This window comes from Anaerotruncus rubiinfantis (assembly GCF_900078395.1).
Lineage (GTDB): Bacteria > Bacillota > Clostridia > Oscillospirales > Ruminococcaceae > Anaerotruncus > Anaerotruncus rubiinfantis.
This window is the reverse complement of record NZ_FKLA01000009.1, coordinates 1,986,735-2,002,589: the sequence shown is the minus strand read 5'-3', so window position 1 is coordinate 2,002,589 and position 15,855 is coordinate 1,986,735. Positions and strand designations below refer to the sequence as shown.

At 56.2% G+C, this 15,855-nt stretch carries 10 protein-coding genes; all 10 read left to right on the top strand.

The annotated features are described in order from the left end of the window. Positions 1 to 116: 116 nt before the first annotated feature. On the top strand, positions 117 to 845 hold the full coding sequence (gene yunB / locus BN4275_RS15090) for a sporulation protein YunB (protein ID WP_066459767.1): 729 nt from the start codon (positions 117 to 119) through the stop codon (positions 843 to 845). Positions 846 to 940: 95 nt separating this feature from the next. Then, positions 941 to 2,923, top strand: coding sequence for an NAD-dependent DNA ligase LigA (gene ligA, locus BN4275_RS15085; RefSeq protein WP_066459766.1), 1,983 nt, complete (start codon positions 941 to 943; stop codon positions 2,921 to 2,923). A 136-nt stretch (positions 2,924 to 3,059) separates the two neighbouring features. Next, positions 3,060 to 5,249, top strand: coding sequence for a hypothetical protein (locus BN4275_RS17485; RefSeq protein WP_066459764.1), 2,190 nt, complete (start codon positions 3,060 to 3,062; stop codon positions 5,247 to 5,249). Then, entirely contained in the window at positions 5,176 to 10,407 is a 5,232-nt protein-coding gene (locus tag BN4275_RS15075) for a GH36-type glycosyl hydrolase domain-containing protein (protein ID WP_066459763.1), read from the top strand. The genes BN4275_RS17485 and BN4275_RS15075 overlap by 74 nt, the downstream gene beginning before the upstream one ends. A 94-nt stretch (positions 10,408 to 10,501) precedes the next feature. Then, complete coding sequence (gene yfmF, locus BN4275_RS15070) at positions 10,502 to 11,785, top strand: EF-P 5-aminopentanol modification-associated protein YfmF (RefSeq protein WP_066459762.1); 1,284 nt, start codon at positions 10,502 to 10,504, stop codon at positions 11,783 to 11,785. A gap of 2 nt (positions 11,786 to 11,787) precedes the next feature. Further along, positions 11,788 to 13,074: an EF-P 5-aminopentanol modification-associated protein YfmH gene (yfmH, locus tag BN4275_RS15065; RefSeq protein ID WP_066459761.1), complete on the top strand. Its 1,287-nt coding sequence runs from the start codon at positions 11,788 to 11,790 to the stop codon at positions 13,072 to 13,074. 40 nt (positions 13,075 to 13,114) lie between these two features. After that, positions 13,115 to 14,194 (top strand): prolipoprotein diacylglyceryl transferase, encoded by a 1,080-nt coding sequence (lgt, locus tag BN4275_RS15060; protein ID WP_066459759.1) that lies wholly within the window; start codon positions 13,115 to 13,117, stop codon positions 14,192 to 14,194. Then, positions 14,175 to 15,017, top strand: coding sequence for a bifunctional methylenetetrahydrofolate dehydrogenase/methenyltetrahydrofolate cyclohydrolase FolD (gene folD, locus BN4275_RS15055; protein ID WP_066459757.1), 843 nt, complete (start codon positions 14,175 to 14,177; stop codon positions 15,015 to 15,017). Before lgt ends, folD begins: the two co-directional genes overlap by 20 nt. 149 nt (positions 15,018 to 15,166) lie before the next feature. Beyond that, positions 15,167 to 15,463: a 50S ribosomal protein L21 gene (rplU, locus tag BN4275_RS15050; RefSeq protein WP_066459755.1), complete on the top strand. Its 297-nt coding sequence runs from the start codon at positions 15,167 to 15,169 to the stop codon at positions 15,461 to 15,463. A 30-nt stretch (positions 15,464 to 15,493) separates the two neighbouring features. Next, entirely contained in the window at positions 15,494 to 15,751 is a 258-nt protein-coding gene (rpmA, locus tag BN4275_RS15045; RefSeq protein WP_066459753.1) for a 50S ribosomal protein L27, read from the top strand. Positions 15,752 to 15,855 lie beyond the last annotated feature (104 nt).

Below are 15,855 nucleotides of genomic sequence, written 5' to 3'. Positions count from 1 at the left end.
CTTTATTTTCGTTTCAAAGCGCGCCGCTTGAAAAAGCGGCGCGCTTTCTTTGTTTTTTGCACATTTTCAGCCCCTTGTACATACATTTGTAGAATGAAAGGGATGGGGGCGATGGCATGAGGCCGGTGACAATCCGGGTGAACAAACGCAAGCTGCGCGGGATCAAAATGCTGGCGGTCGGGCTGGCCCTCCTGATGGTGATTGTGGTGATCGACGGGCGGGTACGGCCGATCATCACCACGATCTCCTCCTACCAGGCGAAGCTGGAGGCGACCAAATCGATCAACGACGCGGTCATCGAGGTGATTTCAGAAGAAGATGTCGTCTACAACAGCATCATCAGCATCACCCAGGGGAAAAACGGGGAAGTCTCTTCGATCTCGACCGATATGATCTCGATGAACCGGCTCAAAGCGGAGATCACCAACAAGGTTTCCGACTTCCTCAGCGACAACTCGACCCGGCCGGTCGGCATCCCGATCGGTACCCTGATGGGCGGGCAGATCCTTTCCGGCCGTGGCCCGGAGGTGGAATTCCGGGTCATCCCGGCCGGTTATGTCCACACTGAAATCTATAACCAGTTCCAGTCGGCGGGCATCAACCAGACGCTGCATCAGATCATGCTGAAGGTCGACGCGACGGTCAGCGCCGTTATGCCGATCTATACGGTCACCACCGAGGTCACCACCAACATCTGCATCGCGGAAACGATCATTGTCGGGCAGGTGCCGGAGGCGTACAGCGAGATCAACGGCGATCACTCCGACCCGATCAATATGTATAACGACTACAAGGCGGACAATTTCGACCTCTCCGGGGATACCTCCCGCTTGCGCGATTCCTGAACAAACTGAAAAATAACGGCATCAAAAGTTCATACGAAAGATCCGGCGTGATATAATATAATACCTTAGAATCTATCAAACCGGAGGACAGGAAAATGGATTTTGCCGCGGCAGAGAAACGCGTTCAGGAACTGCGTAAAATGATAGAAAAGCACAGCTACCAGTATTATGTTCTGGATAATCCGTCGATCAGCGATTTTGAATACGATAAACTCCTGCATGAGCTGCTCGACCTTGAAACGGAATTCCCAGCGCTCGATTCAGAAAATTCCCCCACCCGCCGTGTCGGCGGGATGGCGCTCAACACCTTTGCGCCGGTGCGCCATGAGGTGCAGATGGGCTCGCTGCAGGATGTTTTCAGCACAGAAGATCTTGTCGCTTTCGACGAGCGGGTGCGTGAAAAGATCGAACACCCCGTCTACATCGTCGAGCCGAAGATCGACGGGCTTTCGGTTTCGCTCGAATACCGGGACGGCGGCTTCGTACGCGGTTCGACCCGCGGAGACGGTATCACCGGAGAGGATGTTTCGGAAAATCTCAAAACGGTGCGCTCAATCCCGCTGACGCTTCGGGAAAAGCTCCCGTTTATCGAGGTGCGCGGCGAGGTCTATATGCCGCGCGCGAGTTTTGAAAAGGTGGTCACGCGCCAGATTGAGAACGAAGAGGAGCCTTTCAAGAACCCGCGCAATGCGGCGGCGGGCTCTTTGCGGCAGAAGGACAGCAAAGTGACTGCCCAGCGCGGGTTGGACATCTTCGTTTTCAATATTCAGCAGGTCGAAGGCAAGACCCTCACCGCGCATAAGCAGTCGCTGGAATATCTCCAGGCGCTTGGCTTCAAGGTGATTCCTTCCTTCAAAGCATTTGACAACATCGCGGACGCAATCGAAGAAGTGGAGCGGATCGGCCAAAACCGTTACGCATTCCCGTTTGATATCGACGGCGCGGTCATCAAGGTGGACGATTTTGCCCAGCGGGAAACGCTCGGCGCGACCTCGAAATTCCCCAAATGGGCGGTTGCCTTCAAATATCCGCCGGAGGAGAAGGAAAGTACCCTTCTCGACATCGAGATCAAGGTCGGTCGCACCGGCGCGCTCACCCCCACGGCGGTATTTGAGCCCATTACGCTGGCAGGCACGACAGTGAGCCGCGCGGTGCTGCATAACCAGGATTTTATCAACGAAAAAGGCATCTCGGTCGGCGACCGGATTGTGGTGCGCAAGGCTGGGGATATCATCCCGGAAGTGGTGGCTGTCGCACAGCACCAGGAGGGAAAAGCTCCCTACCAGATCCCGCATCTCTGCCCGTCCTGCGGCAGCGTGGCGGAACGGGAGGAAGGGGAAGCGGTCCTGCGGTGCGTCAATATGGCCTGCCCGGCGCAGGTGGCCCGCAATCTGACACATTTTGCGAGCCGCGACGCGATGGACATCGACGGGCTGGGTCCGGCGATTGTGCATCAACTCCTGGAGGCAGGGCTGGTGCACTCGGCGGCGGATCTTTATGAGCTGAAAGCGGAGGCGCTTGCAAAGCTCGACCGAATGGGGGAAAAGAGCGCCCAGAACCTTGTGGATGCGCTGGCAAAATCAAAGACGCGCGATCTTTCCCGGCTGATCTTCGCCCTCGGGATTCGCGGCATTGGGCAGCGGGCTTCCCAGTTGCTGGCACAACGCTTTGGGGATATCGACGCGATCCTTGCGGCCACAGCGGAGGAGATTGCAACGATCGATGGCTATGGGGACATCATGGCCGAAAGCGCGGCTGATTTCTTCGCACTCGAGCAGAACCGCCAACTGATCGAACGGCTGCGCGCGTTGGGACTCAACATGAAGTGTGAAATCGCGCCTGCGGAAGATACCTTGGCGGGCAAGACCTTTGTTCTGACCGGTACGCTCCCGACAATGGCGCGCAGCGAAGCGAAAGCGCTTATTGAAGCTGCGGGCGGCAAGGTGAGCGGCAGCGTCTCGAAAAAGACCGATTACGTGGTGGCCGGCGAGGAAGCGGGCAGTAAGCTCACAAAGGCGAATGAACTTGGTGTCGCGGTAATTGATGAAGCGGAGCTTTTAAAATTGCTCGGGAAATAAAATGGCAAAGCGACAGGCGTTCCTGCAAAATGCAGGGACGCCTGTTTTTTGACTATTTCTGCCGCGCCGGCTATAATTCACCCGCCTTTTGCCAAACATAAAAGGGAATACAAAATGGGGAAATGGCGGTTTACCGATGAAAGAGATCGAAAAAGTTACCATTACAGAGAAGGTCGAAGGGTTGTTTTCGCAGCTCTCCGAACATCGCAATACAGTCGCCGGAATACGCCGGGAGTTGTGCAAAAACCTGGATGTTCTGCGTGAAAGTTTCGCCGCACTGCGGGAAACAGAGGCTGCCGCCGGTTGGCAGCAATGGCTTTCGGACAATTTCTATGCGCTGGAGGGGCACGCAAAGCAGTCGATGAACGATCTGCGGGGATACCGCAAAAACAGCGTTCCGCTTGCTTCCCTCTATTTTATCCTGCGCGGGGTCTTTGCAGATGCGGTCGTCCCGCTGACGCAAGAAAACACCGCCGAAGCGCTCGGCGCTGCCAACCGCCTGCAGGAACTGGGGGAGCGTCAGTTTGGATTTGTCTATCCGGCGCTTAAATGTACCCTGATCGCGGCTGCGGCGATGGCCTGTTCGCCAAATCTTGCAGACGAGGAACGTGAACGCAGAATTGCCTTTGCGGTGGTTGGACTCTCGCAGCTTTATGAAATTGACTTTGCCGAACTGACCGAACAGTGCAGCACAGCGGAAGAGATCCTTTTGGAAGACCCATCAGGCGTCTATCCAAAAATGGCACGTCAGTCGAAACGATATTACCGTGAAATTGCCGCCCGTATCGCAAAAAAATCCGGCACGGCGGAAAGCGCCGTCGCCCGGGACGTGGTGGAATACGCAAAAAAATCCGATGGTGAACGCACTTCCCATGTCGGTTATTACCTGCTTGAAAAAGATCCGCAGGCAAAGAAGGGGAAACTGCACGGCGCGGCGGCACTGGCCGCCACCTGGATTGTGCCGGTTTTTCTTTGCGCACTCTGCGGATTTTGCTGGGACAGGATTTTTTTGCCGGTCCTGCTTTACCTGCCGCTGGTGGAGATCGTGCGGATTTTTGCCTGCGACCTTGCGATGCGGGGCATTCCGGCGCGCCATATTCCACGTATGCGCCTTGGCGGGGAAGCCCCCAGAACGGTGGTGGTGATTTCAACTTTACTGCCCGCTCCGGAAAAAGCGCGGGACCTGGCCAAACGTCTGGAACAGCTCTACTTTTCCAATAAAGGGGAGCATCTGCGCTTTTGCGTGCTGGCGGATTTCAAGGAGGACCGCAGGCCGTACCACCCACAGGACGCGGTGCAGATCGGCGCGGCCAAAAAAGTGGTGGAAGAGCTCAACGCATGCTATGGGAATCGTTTCATGCTGTTTGTGCGCAGACGGAGTTTTTGCCCGACGCAGGATCGTTACTGCGGCTGGGAACGCAAACGCGGCGCGATCACCGAATTTGTACGCTTTTTAAATGGCAGCGAGACTTCGGTAAGCTGTTTTGTGGGCGACAGGGCGGCGCTTTCTGAAGCACGGTTCCTGATTGCGCTCGACAGTGACACAAACCTGCTCTTCGACACGGCCGATGTGCTAATCTCCGCCGCGATGCATCCGCTCAACCGGCCGGTGGTCGGAAAAAACCAAGTCGTTACAGCCGGTTATGGGATTTTTGTACCCGCGATTGGCACCGAACTCGATTCTGCCAAGGAAACAGACTTTACACGCATCATGGCGGGGGCGGGCGGCATCTCCACCTATGAACAGGAAAGCAACGATTTTTATCAGGACCTGTTCGGAGAGGCGATTTTTTCCGGCAAGGGACTGATTGACATTGAGGCGTTTCGCACGGTGGTTGGCCACCGGTTTCCGGAGAATGCGCTGCTCAGCCATGATATTTTGGAAGGGGCCTATCTGCGTACAGCGCTCATTTCCGATGTCGAGATGACCGACGGGATGCCTGCAAGCGCACTCTCCTGGTTTTCCCGGCTGCACCGCTGGATCCGGGGCGACTGGCAGAACCTGCGTTTTATCGGGAAACGCTTTTCGGTGAATGGTATAAAACGGGTAAACCCTATCGGCGGGCTCTCCCGGTACAAGATGCTCGACAACCTGCGCCGCTCGCTTACGCCGGTGGCGGCGGTGCTCCTGGTGGCGGCGGCGGGATTGGCCCGCCCGGATGAAGCGCTCTGGCTGTGTGCTGCGGCGTTTCTTTCGGTTTCGCTCGCGCCGCTGCTTGCCGCATTGCGCGCGTTCCTGGCGGGCGGACGGTTTGCGCTCACCCGCGGGCGGACGGTTTGCGCTCACCCGCCGCTATTTCGCCCGGACGCTGCCGCGCGTTTTTGAGCTGGCCGGGCAGGCGCTGCTGTCCTTCGTAATGGCGGCCCAACAGGCGGTTGTGACGCTCGACGCGGTTTTTCGCACCCTCTGGCGAATGCTTGTCTCACGGAAAAACCTCCTGCAATGGACAACTGCCGCGCAGGGAGAACTGAGGGAAGTTTCATTTTCGGATGCGGCGCGGCGCAGCTGGATTTCTGAACTATTGGGGCTTCTTCTGCTCATATTTGCGCCGAGAACACATCTGATCGTCAAACTCTGCGGCGGGCTATTCCTGCTCTACGCGCCGTTGGCCGTCATGACGGCGCGGCGTACAGTGGAGCGGCACCCAGTGCCTGATCCTGTTCAGCGTGAACGGATCCTTTCCTGGTGCGCGCAGATGTTCCGGTTCTACGAGGATTATGCAAACGAAGAAAATCATTTCCTGCCGCCAGACAATGTCCAATTTTCTCCGAAAAAGACAGTGGCGCGGCGCACCTCGCCGACCAATATCGGAATGATGCTTCTGTCTCTGCTGGCGGCGCGGGATTTTCACCTGCTCGACAGCAGGGAACTTTATCTTCGACTTGACCGAACCTTTGAAACGGTTGAGTCCCTCGAAACCTTCCATGGAAACCTCTATAACTGGTATGCGACCGATGACCTGCGGGTACTGCCGGACGGGTTTATTTCGGCGGTGGACAGCGGAAACTACCTCTGCGCGCTTGTCGCGCTCAGACAAGGCGTCCTTGAATATGCGCCGCAGGAGCCGCTGCTGCGTGAAATTGCGCAGCGGATCGAAAAGATCCTACAGGGAACCGACCTTTCGATCTTCTATAACCGCAGACGGCGGCTTTTTTCGATCGGCGTGGATCAAAACGGGAACCAGGTGGGTTCTCATTACGATTTCCTGATGAGCGAAGCACGGACTCTTAGTTATTATGCGATCGCAACCCGGCAGGCCTCCCGCAAACATTGGCGGGCGCTGAACCGTACAATGAGCCGCAGCGGAGTTTACGCCGGGCCAGTCTCCTGGACCGGGACCATGTTTGAATATTTCATGCCGCATCTGCTGCTGCCTGTATACGAGGGCTCGCTGCTCGGAGAGGCGATGCAGTATGCGATCTACTGTCAGAAAAAGCGGGCCCGGCAGGCGGGCGTCCCATGGGGCATCAGCGAAAGCGGATATTTTGCCTTTGACGAGGCGCTCAACTATCAGTATAAAGCGCATGGCGTTCAGAAGCTCGGAGTGAAGCAGGGACTCGACCGCGAGTTGGTTGTTGCACCATATGCAAGCTTCCTGACCCTGCCGTTCGACCCGGATGCGAGCATGCAAAACCTCGAGCGGCTTGAAAGGATGGGGATCACCGGGCAATATGGATTTTATGAGGCGGCTGACTTTACGCCGGTGCGGGTGCCGCAAGGAGAACGGTATGCAATCGTGCGTTCCTATATGGCGCATCATGTTGGGATGAGTATGATCGCCTGCGCGAACGCGCTGCTCGGAAATGTGATGCAGAAACGTTTCATGCGTGACCATGCAATGGCGGCGGCACGGGACTTTCTGCAGGAAAAAATTGCAAAGGATGCGGTGGTGTATGACCAGATGAAACCGGAAAACAATGAGCGGACAAAATCCGCGCCAAAGGAAAACGAAACAATCAGCCCGCCGGTTTCGGCACTTTCGCCAAAGGCGGCGCTGCTTGCGAACGGCGTGATGTCCCATGCCTTTTCGAGTACTGGAGTGAGCTTTCTGCGGTATGGAGACAATGACGTTACCCGGCGTTCGCGGGACGCGCTCCTGTATGGGCAGGGAATCCTTTCAGTTCTGCGGATGAACGGAGAAACGGTTGCCGCGTCAGAAGCGCCGTTTTATCAAAGCGGTGTGGAAAGGCACTGCACCTTCGGACCGGAGTTTGTTTCCTTTTCGGCCAAGGCTGGGATGGCGGAGCTCGAACAGCGCTTTACGCTCGATGGGATTTTACCAGTGGCGCGGTGTGACGCGACCGTACGCAACCACACAGGAAACAAGGCGGTGGCCGAGTTGCTTTTCTATTTTGAACCGGTCCTTTCGCGGGAGAGTGAATATGCCGCGCATCCGGCTTTTTCAAAGCTGTTCGTGCTGGGGGAGCGGGATGCCGCGACCGATACGATCCACTTTCTGCGCCGCCACCGCGACTGTACCGATGGGCTGCATCTTTCAGTGGGTTTTGAGCAGACGGTGGAGTACAACTTCTCCTTGCGGCGGGAAGAAGTGACACCCTATCCAGACGGGCTTGCGCATCTGCTGCGCTTCGATACCGCGCCGCTTACCGGGAAAACTGCTACGCCGGACGGCTGCTGCGCTTTGCGTGTCACGCTGGTGGTGCCGGCACATGGGGAGGAGACGGTTGGTTTACTGCTTTCCTGCGCACCGACCCAAGCGGAAAGCATCGGGAATCTGCTCACCATCCGGGACGGCGGCAGGACGGCCGCACAGTCACTTTTTCTCAACCGTTCGATCACCGGGCGCATCGGGATGGAAGTCTTGCCGGATCTGCTTTTTGGTGCAGAAGCGGACGAAACGCAGCAGAAAGCACTTGCGGAAAATAGCCGTGGACAGGATGCGCTCTGGTCGCTTGGAATTTCGGGAGACCTGCCGATTGTGGTGTTTGACTGGGAGAAGAAACCGGATGAAGCGTGCCTTTTGGCCTACGCTGAATTCTGGCAGGCTATGAAACTGCACCGGTTGGATTTTGATCTTTGTGTGCTCGGCAGACCGGAGCTCGCACTGCCGCAAGGTGTGCGAAAAATCGATCCGGCTGCTTATGAACCGGAACTGGTCACGGCTCTGCGCGCCGCGGCATGCCATACGGCGGGAGCGGAAAGAAACGCCGGAACAATAAAAGGTTTCTCGCCGATGGCCGTCCTGCATACGAGTCCGCTTCCAATCCCACAGGAGGAGGGCCGATTCGATCTGGTCGGCGGCGCATATGTAAAGGGTCGTTTTTATGTGGAACGAGTGACGCCGCTTCCATTCTCACACATCCTTGCGAACCGCAATTTCGGGACACTGCTGCATGACTGCGGATTGGGAAACACCTGGTGGCAGAATGCCCGTGAGTGCAGGCTGACCCCTTGGCAGAACGATATTGCAACAGGAAATGACGGAGAACGGATACTGCTGCGCATTGGGGAAGAAATTTATGATCTCTGCTGCGGCGCACGCGCATCTTTTTCTCCGGCAGGCGCCTGGTATGACGGGATGGCAGGAGGAATCCGCACCAAATTGCAGGTGCAGGTGGCAGAAACGGAAAGCCTGAAAATAATGGACGTGACGCTGCAAAATGATACTGATGAGGAGGTGGAGATTATCTGTGCCTATGTGATTGAGCCGGTGCTTGGTGTGAGCAGACTCACAGCGAAATATACCCAGTTCACACAGGAGAACGGCTGCCTTACCCTGCATAATCCCTATACAATGGAACTGCCTGCATATGCGGCGGTTTGTACACCGGGCGAGCATCCCAGTTATACAGTAGACCGCACTGCGTTTTGGTCAGGCGACTGGTCGGCCAGGGAACTGCTCCCCAACAATGATCCGATCGCCGGGACGGTTGTGCGCAAACGCCTGCCGCCGCGCCGCAGGGAAAAGATTCGCTTTATCTTCGCTGCTGCCGCAAAACGTGATGCCGCCGTTAAACTTGCAACCGGGGCGCTGCCGCCATCCGGCGGCGTCCGCCCCGGTATTTCGATCGCCACGCCCGATCTTGCGCTCAATCACTTTGTAAACGGATTTTTGCCGCATCAAGTGGTAGCGGGCAGATTGTTCGGACGGTGTGCGTTCTATCAGTGTTCCGGTGCGTATGGTTTTCGTGACCAGCTGCAGGATGCGGCGGCCTGCCTGCTGATCGATCCGGAACTGACAAAAGAGCAGATCCTGCGCTGCTGCGCGGCGCAGTTCCCCGAAGGGGATGTACTGCATTGGTGGCACGACCTGCCAGGCGGGGTCAGGGGGGTGCGCACAACCTTTTCGGACGATCTTGTCTGGCTGCCGCTTGTGGTCTGTGACTATCTGAAGGCCACGGGGGATGAAAGCATCCTGTCAATCCCGGTTGCGTATTGCGAAGGGGAGCCGCTCGGCCCGGGCGAACAGGAACGATACCAGCGGGTGCATGCGTCCGCCATGAAGGAGGAGGTTTTTTTTCACTGCGTACGTGCGATCGAGCACGCCTGCAATTTGGGCGACAAGGGGATCCCAAAGATCGGCTGTGGAGACTGGAACGACGGATTTTCGAACATCGGGACCCAGGGAAAGGGTCAAAGCGTCTGGCTCGGGATGTTCCTTGCGATTGTTTTTGACCGGTTTGCGCCAATTCTGGAGGCGCGCGGCGACAGCTACCGGGCGAGTGTTTTCCGCGGGAACGCGGAGAATCTGCGCGGAAGCATCGATCAGAACTGCTGGGACGGCGGATGGTATCTGCGCGCCTTTTTTGATGATGGGACACCGGTCGGAAGCCGGGAGAACAGCGAATGCAGAATCGATCTGCTTGCCCAGAGTTTTTCGGTATTCTGCGGAATGCCGGACAATGCCCGCGTAATGGAATCCCTTGATGCGGCGCGAAAGCGGCTTGTGGATGACCGGGGACAAATCATAAAACTGTTCACACCGCCATTTGACCAGTCGACGAATAATCCTGGCTATATCAAGGCGTACCCCACCGGAATCCGGGAAAATGGCGGTCAATACACTCATGGAGCCATCTGGTTTGCGATGGCGATGCTGGAAGCCGGGCGTACAGACGAAGGTTACCGCCTGCTCAGTTATCTGAATCCCGCCGGGCGCTGTACCGACGCGGGACTGGCGCAGGCATTCAAAACAGAACCGTATTATATGCCAGCGGATATCTATACCCATCGGGACTGTTATGGACATGGCGGCTGGAGCATCTACACCGGCGCAGCGGGATGGTACTACCGCGCCGTGGTGGAAACGCTTCTGGGGATCCGTTTCTGTGGGGATCATTTGGAGGTTTTCCCGCGGCTGCCGGAAGGCTGGACACGTTTTTCCGCGCAGGTGCGCAGGAGCGGGTATGAAATTGAGCTGGAAGTCATGAAAACCGGGGTGGAAAGCATCACTGTGGACGGCACCCCAGCGGGAAAAATTCCGCTGGATGGGAAAAATCATAATGTTCTGTTAACATTCTGAAAAAGATGGTACAGGCAAGTCAAAATGTGCTATAATATTACTCTATAAAAAACCAAAATAGATTCTACTGAATTTTCAGACAGGAGATCATTGCATGGAGAATCAGTTCCTACGTGAGAAGATCGGTGACGGCGTTCATTTTTACCAGGTTACCGATCCCAAATTCAAACACAACCGCATAACGGTAAACCTGATCCTTCCGCTTTGCCGTGAAAGCGTCACCGTCAATGCGGTGCTCCCGTTCCTGCTGCGCAAGGGATGCAAAAGCTGTCCGGACTTTACAAAGCTCAATCAGAAGCTTTGTGAGCTCTATGGCGCTTCGCTTTCCTGCGATGTGAGCAAGTTTGGCGCTTACCAGGTGCTGGAGCTTTCCATTTATGGGATTGACGACCGTTTCACTCTCGGCGGAGAAACGATGGCCGCTGAATGCGCGGGCCTGCTCACCGATGTCCTGCTCGCGCCGAACTTCGGCGCGGACGGCCTTTTCCCTGAAACGGATGTCGAAACAGAACGCCAGCAGCTGATGGATACGATTGAAGGCCAGATCAATGACAAACGTGTTTACGCGCTCAGCAGATGCAAGGCGCTGATGTGTGAAGGGGAGCCGCTCGCTATTGAGAAGTACGGCTATATCGACGACGCGAAAAAGATTACGCCGGAGAGCGCGACGGCTGCTTATGAAAAGGCGATTGAAACGGCGCAGGTGGAGATTTCGTTTGTTGGTTGCGGAAATCCCGCTACCGCGAAGAAAATTTTCACAGACGCGTTCGCAAAGGTCAGGCGCAGCCCTGCCCGGATGGAAAAGTACGTCACCCGTCCGCAGGCGGACCAGCCGAAGGAGACAAAAGAGGAGCTCGATGTCGCTCAGTCGAAGCTGGTGCTGGGTTTCCGAACAGGGGCAATCCGCGACCAGGAGACTTTCGGCGCGATGCGCATGATGGTGGCGCTTTTTGGCGGCACGCCGAATTCACGGCTTTTCACCTATGTGCGCGAGAAGCTGAGCCTCTGTTACTACTGCGCGGCGCGCTTCGACCGGCTGACCGGCCTGATGATGGTCGACAGCGGTGTGGAAAAAGTCAACAAGCAAAAGGCGCAGGACGAAATTCTAAACCAGCTTGGAGTGATGCAGCGCGGCGAATTTACCGATGACGAGCTCACCGCGACAAAACTGCTTTTGCAAAACGCCCTGCGTTCGGTGACCGATTCGCTCGGCGCGACCGAGGAGTGGTACCTGACTCAGGTGATGGATGGCGGAAGCAGCTCCCCAGCGGATGAGATTGCCCTGATCGATACGGTTACCCGCGAAGCGATTATAAAAGCCGCGAACCAGGTCACGCTGGACACGGTTTACTTCCTGACTGGAAAGGGGGATGCGTGACCATGGAAAGAGAAACCATCCATTCGGAACGGCTTGGCGAGCAGATGATCCGATTGAGGCATCGTTCCGGCCTCACCATGCTGCTCTGCCCAATGAAGGGCTATTCCACCGCTTATGCGACTTTTACCGCCAACGTCGGCTCGGTCGACACCGGGTTTAAAACGCAGGACGACGCGGACTTTGTGGATGTTCCGGAGGGAATCGCCCATTTTCTGGAACACAAAATGTTTGAAAATGAAGATGGGGACGCCTTTTTGAAATATGCAAAAACCGGCGCCTCCGCCAACGCGTATACTTCTTTTGACCGCACCGCGTATCTTTTCTCCTGCACCGATAACTTTGCGGAGTCGCTTGAGATCCTGCTTGACTTCGTGCGCCGTCCCTACTTCACCAAGGAGTCGGTCCAAAAGGAACAGGGGATCATCGGACAGGAGATCCGGATGTATGACGACGATCCGGACTGGCGTGTGATGTTCAACTTGCTCGGCGCGCTCTATCAAAACCATCCAGTGCGCATCGATATCGCGGGTACGGTCGGATCGATTGCAAAGATTGATCACGAACTGCTCTATCGCTGTTATCGCACCTTCTATAACCTGAATAACATGGTGCTTTCAATTGCCGGAAATTTTGACGTGGATACGGTGCTTGAAGTGGCTGACCGCGTGCTGAAGCCCGATGAAAAGCCGATCGAGATCACCCGCCGCACCTTTGCTGAGCCGGAAGGGGTTTATAAGCCGCGCGTGGAACAGAAACTCGCGGTTGCGATCCCGCTCTTTCAGCTCGGTTTCAAAGGCAAAAACTATGGGATGCCGGGCAACCTCCAAAACCAGGTGCTCGATGAAATTCTGATCGATGTGATCGCAGGGGAAGCGAGTCCGCTTTATCGCCGGCTTTACGACGCGGGGCTCATCAATGCGACCTTTGCGACCGAAGCCACTACCGGCCGCGATTATATGTACACCATCTTCGCGGGCGAAAGTCACGATCCCGATAAGGTTGCCGAAGAGATCAAAGCGGAAATCCGCCGCATGCGAAAAGACGGCGTGGATGAGCGGTTGTTCGAGCTTACCCGCCGCGCCACCTATGGGCGTTATCTTGGCATGTACAGCCGTACAGAATCGGTCGCGGGCTTGATGACCACCTCTTATTTTGGTGGGATGGACAACATCTATGTGTTCCTTGACATCGTGGCAAACGCGACCATCGAGCAGATGAACGAACGGCTGGCGGTCGCGTTCGACCCGGAGAAATCCGCTCTTTCGATCGTATACCCGCAGGAAGGCTGATAATTGACCGAAAAACTGGCAATAGTGAGGAGCTGACAATATGGAACAGGTCGTTTCTTTTCCCGGCCTTGGCATCGGGGAGATCACCCTCAACCGGGTGGCTTTTACGATCGGCGGCATGAACATTTACTGGTACGGCATCATCTTTGCGGCGGCTTTCCTGGCCGCGATCTGCTATATCCTTTGGCGGGTGCGCGATTTTGGGCTTGACTCGGACCGGGCGCTCGATGTGATTATCGGCGCGGTGATCGGCGGCATCATCGGCGCGCGGCTCTACTATGTAATCTTTTCCTGGGAGATGTACGCCGACAACTGGCTCAAAATCTTTGACATCCGCGAAGGCGGCATCGCCATCTACGGCGGCGTGATCGGCGGATTCCTTGTGGGAATCCTGATGTGCCGCTGGCGGCGGGTAAAGCTTCTGCCAATGGCTGACGTTGCGATGACCGGCCTCATCCTTGCACAGGCGATCGGGCGCTGGGGCAACTTTATCAATGTGGAAGCGTTCGGTTCGAATACAGCGATGCCATGGGGCATGGCGAGTCCGTCGATCACCGCTTACCTCACCAACCATCAGGCGGCTCTTGCCGCCGTCGGCGTGACGGTCGATCCGTCGATGCCGGTGCATCCCACCTTTTTCTATGAGTCGGTCTGGTGCCTGATCGGGTTTCTCATCCTCGCGCTCTATACCAAGCACCGCCGCTTCGACGGCGAGCTGGTGCTCATCTATGGCGCGTGGTACGGCCTTGGGCGCGCATTTATTGAGGGGCTGCGCACCGACAGCCTGATGCTTGGGAATGTGCGCGTCTCTCAGGCGCTGGCCGCTGTCCTTACGCTGGCGTCACTGCTCGTGCTGCTATACGTTCGCAATAAGATTAAAACTGTGAACGATCCGGAATATCTGAAACTTTATGTCCACACCGAAGAAGGACAAGCTGTTCTGAGCGGGCAGTTTTACCGCAAACGTCATCCGGATGAGGACGGCCCGAAGGAGAGCACCATCTTTGAAGGAGAGACGGTCTCTGAGGCGGAGAAAGCACAGAGCCCGGAAAACGAAATAGCGGAAGGCACCGATACGGCCGATGAGGAGGAACCAAAGGATGAAAGCAAAACTGATTGACGGCAAGGCGGTGAGCGCCGCGCTGCGTGAGAATTTGAAGGCAGAAGTGGCAGCTCTTGCGGAGGACGGGATCACGCCGGGACTTGCGGTGGTGATCGTGGGAGAGGATCCCGCGTCAAAGGTCTATGTCCGAAACAAAAAGAAGGCCTGCGAGGAACTTGGGATGTATTCGGAGGAATACGCGCTGCAGGAGGAGACAACCCAGGAGGAGCTGCTCGCATTGGTGGACAAGCTCAATAAAAAACCGGATATCGACGGTATTCTGGTGCAGCTCCCGCTGCCGAAGCATTTGGACGAAAAGCAGGTGATTGCGGCGATTTCGCCGGACAAGGATGTGGACGCGTTCCACGCGGCGAACGTCGGCAAAATCATGATCGGGGACTACAAGTTCCTGCCCTGCACACCGGCGGGCGTGATGGAGCTCATTCATTCCGCGGGTATCGTGGTGGAAGGCAAGGAGTGTGTTGTGATCGGGCGCAGCAACATCGTGGGCAAACCGATGGCAATGCTGCTGATGCACGAAAACGGCACCGTGACCATCTGTCACAGCCGTACAAAGAATCTCGCGGAAGTCTGCCGCCGTGCGGATATTCTGGTCGCGGCGATCGGCAAGGCGAAATTTGTCACAGCCGACATGGTGAAGGAAGGCGCGACGGTGATCGACGTGGGCATGAACCGTGACGAGAACGGCAAGCTCTGCGGCGACGTGGACTTCGATTCGGTCTGTGAGGTCGCCGGCGCGATTACGCCGGTGCCGGGCGGCGTCGGCCCGATGACCATCACCATGCTGATGAAAAACACCATCAATGCCGCGAAGCGGTAAACCCGCCTCTAAAAACACAAAAGTCTTGGGAAGATATTGACAGGCCCTCTGCGTTGTGATAAAATAATTCATGCCGCATGTTCCAGGCTAAAAGTGCGCCCAGTCGGTGCCGCCTGTTGACAGCGAGTCTGATGAAATGAGGAAACAGTATGTACGCAATCATTCGCACCGGCGGAAAACAGTACCGCGTATCGGAAGGCGACGTCATCTACGTCGAGAAGCTCGATGCTGAAGCTGACGCGACCGTCAACTTTGACGTTCTTGCGGTCGGCAAGGACGACGGATTTGAGATCGGCGGTGCCGCCACCGTCACCGGAAAGGTAATCAAAACCGGAAAGGGCAAAAAGGTCACCGTTTTCACCTACCGCCCGAAAAAGGGTTCCGCCCGCAAGCTGGGCCACAGACAGCCCTATACAAAAGTTGAAATCCAGTCGATTCAGGCTTAATCCAAACGAAGAAAGCAGAGGTGTTTATTCATGGCACATAAGAAAGGTGTAGGTTCCACTAAGAACGGCCGCGATTCCGAAGCGAAACGCCTTGGCGTGAAGCGTGCGGACGGCCAGTTTGTCCTCGCCGGCAACATTCTCGTCCGGCAGAGAGGTACACACATCCATCCGGGCACCAATGTTGGTATTGGTTCCGACGATACTCTCTTCGCGCTGGCTGACGGCAAAGTCCGTTTTGAGCGCATGGGACGCGACCGCAAAAAGGTCTCGATCGTTCCGGTTCAGTAACCCATAAAGGTAAAATCCCGAGTGGTATCCACTCGGGATTTTTGTTCGTTACGGGCATATTGCCCAAACGGGAAGGAACACTATTTTTAACCCGTATGATAAAG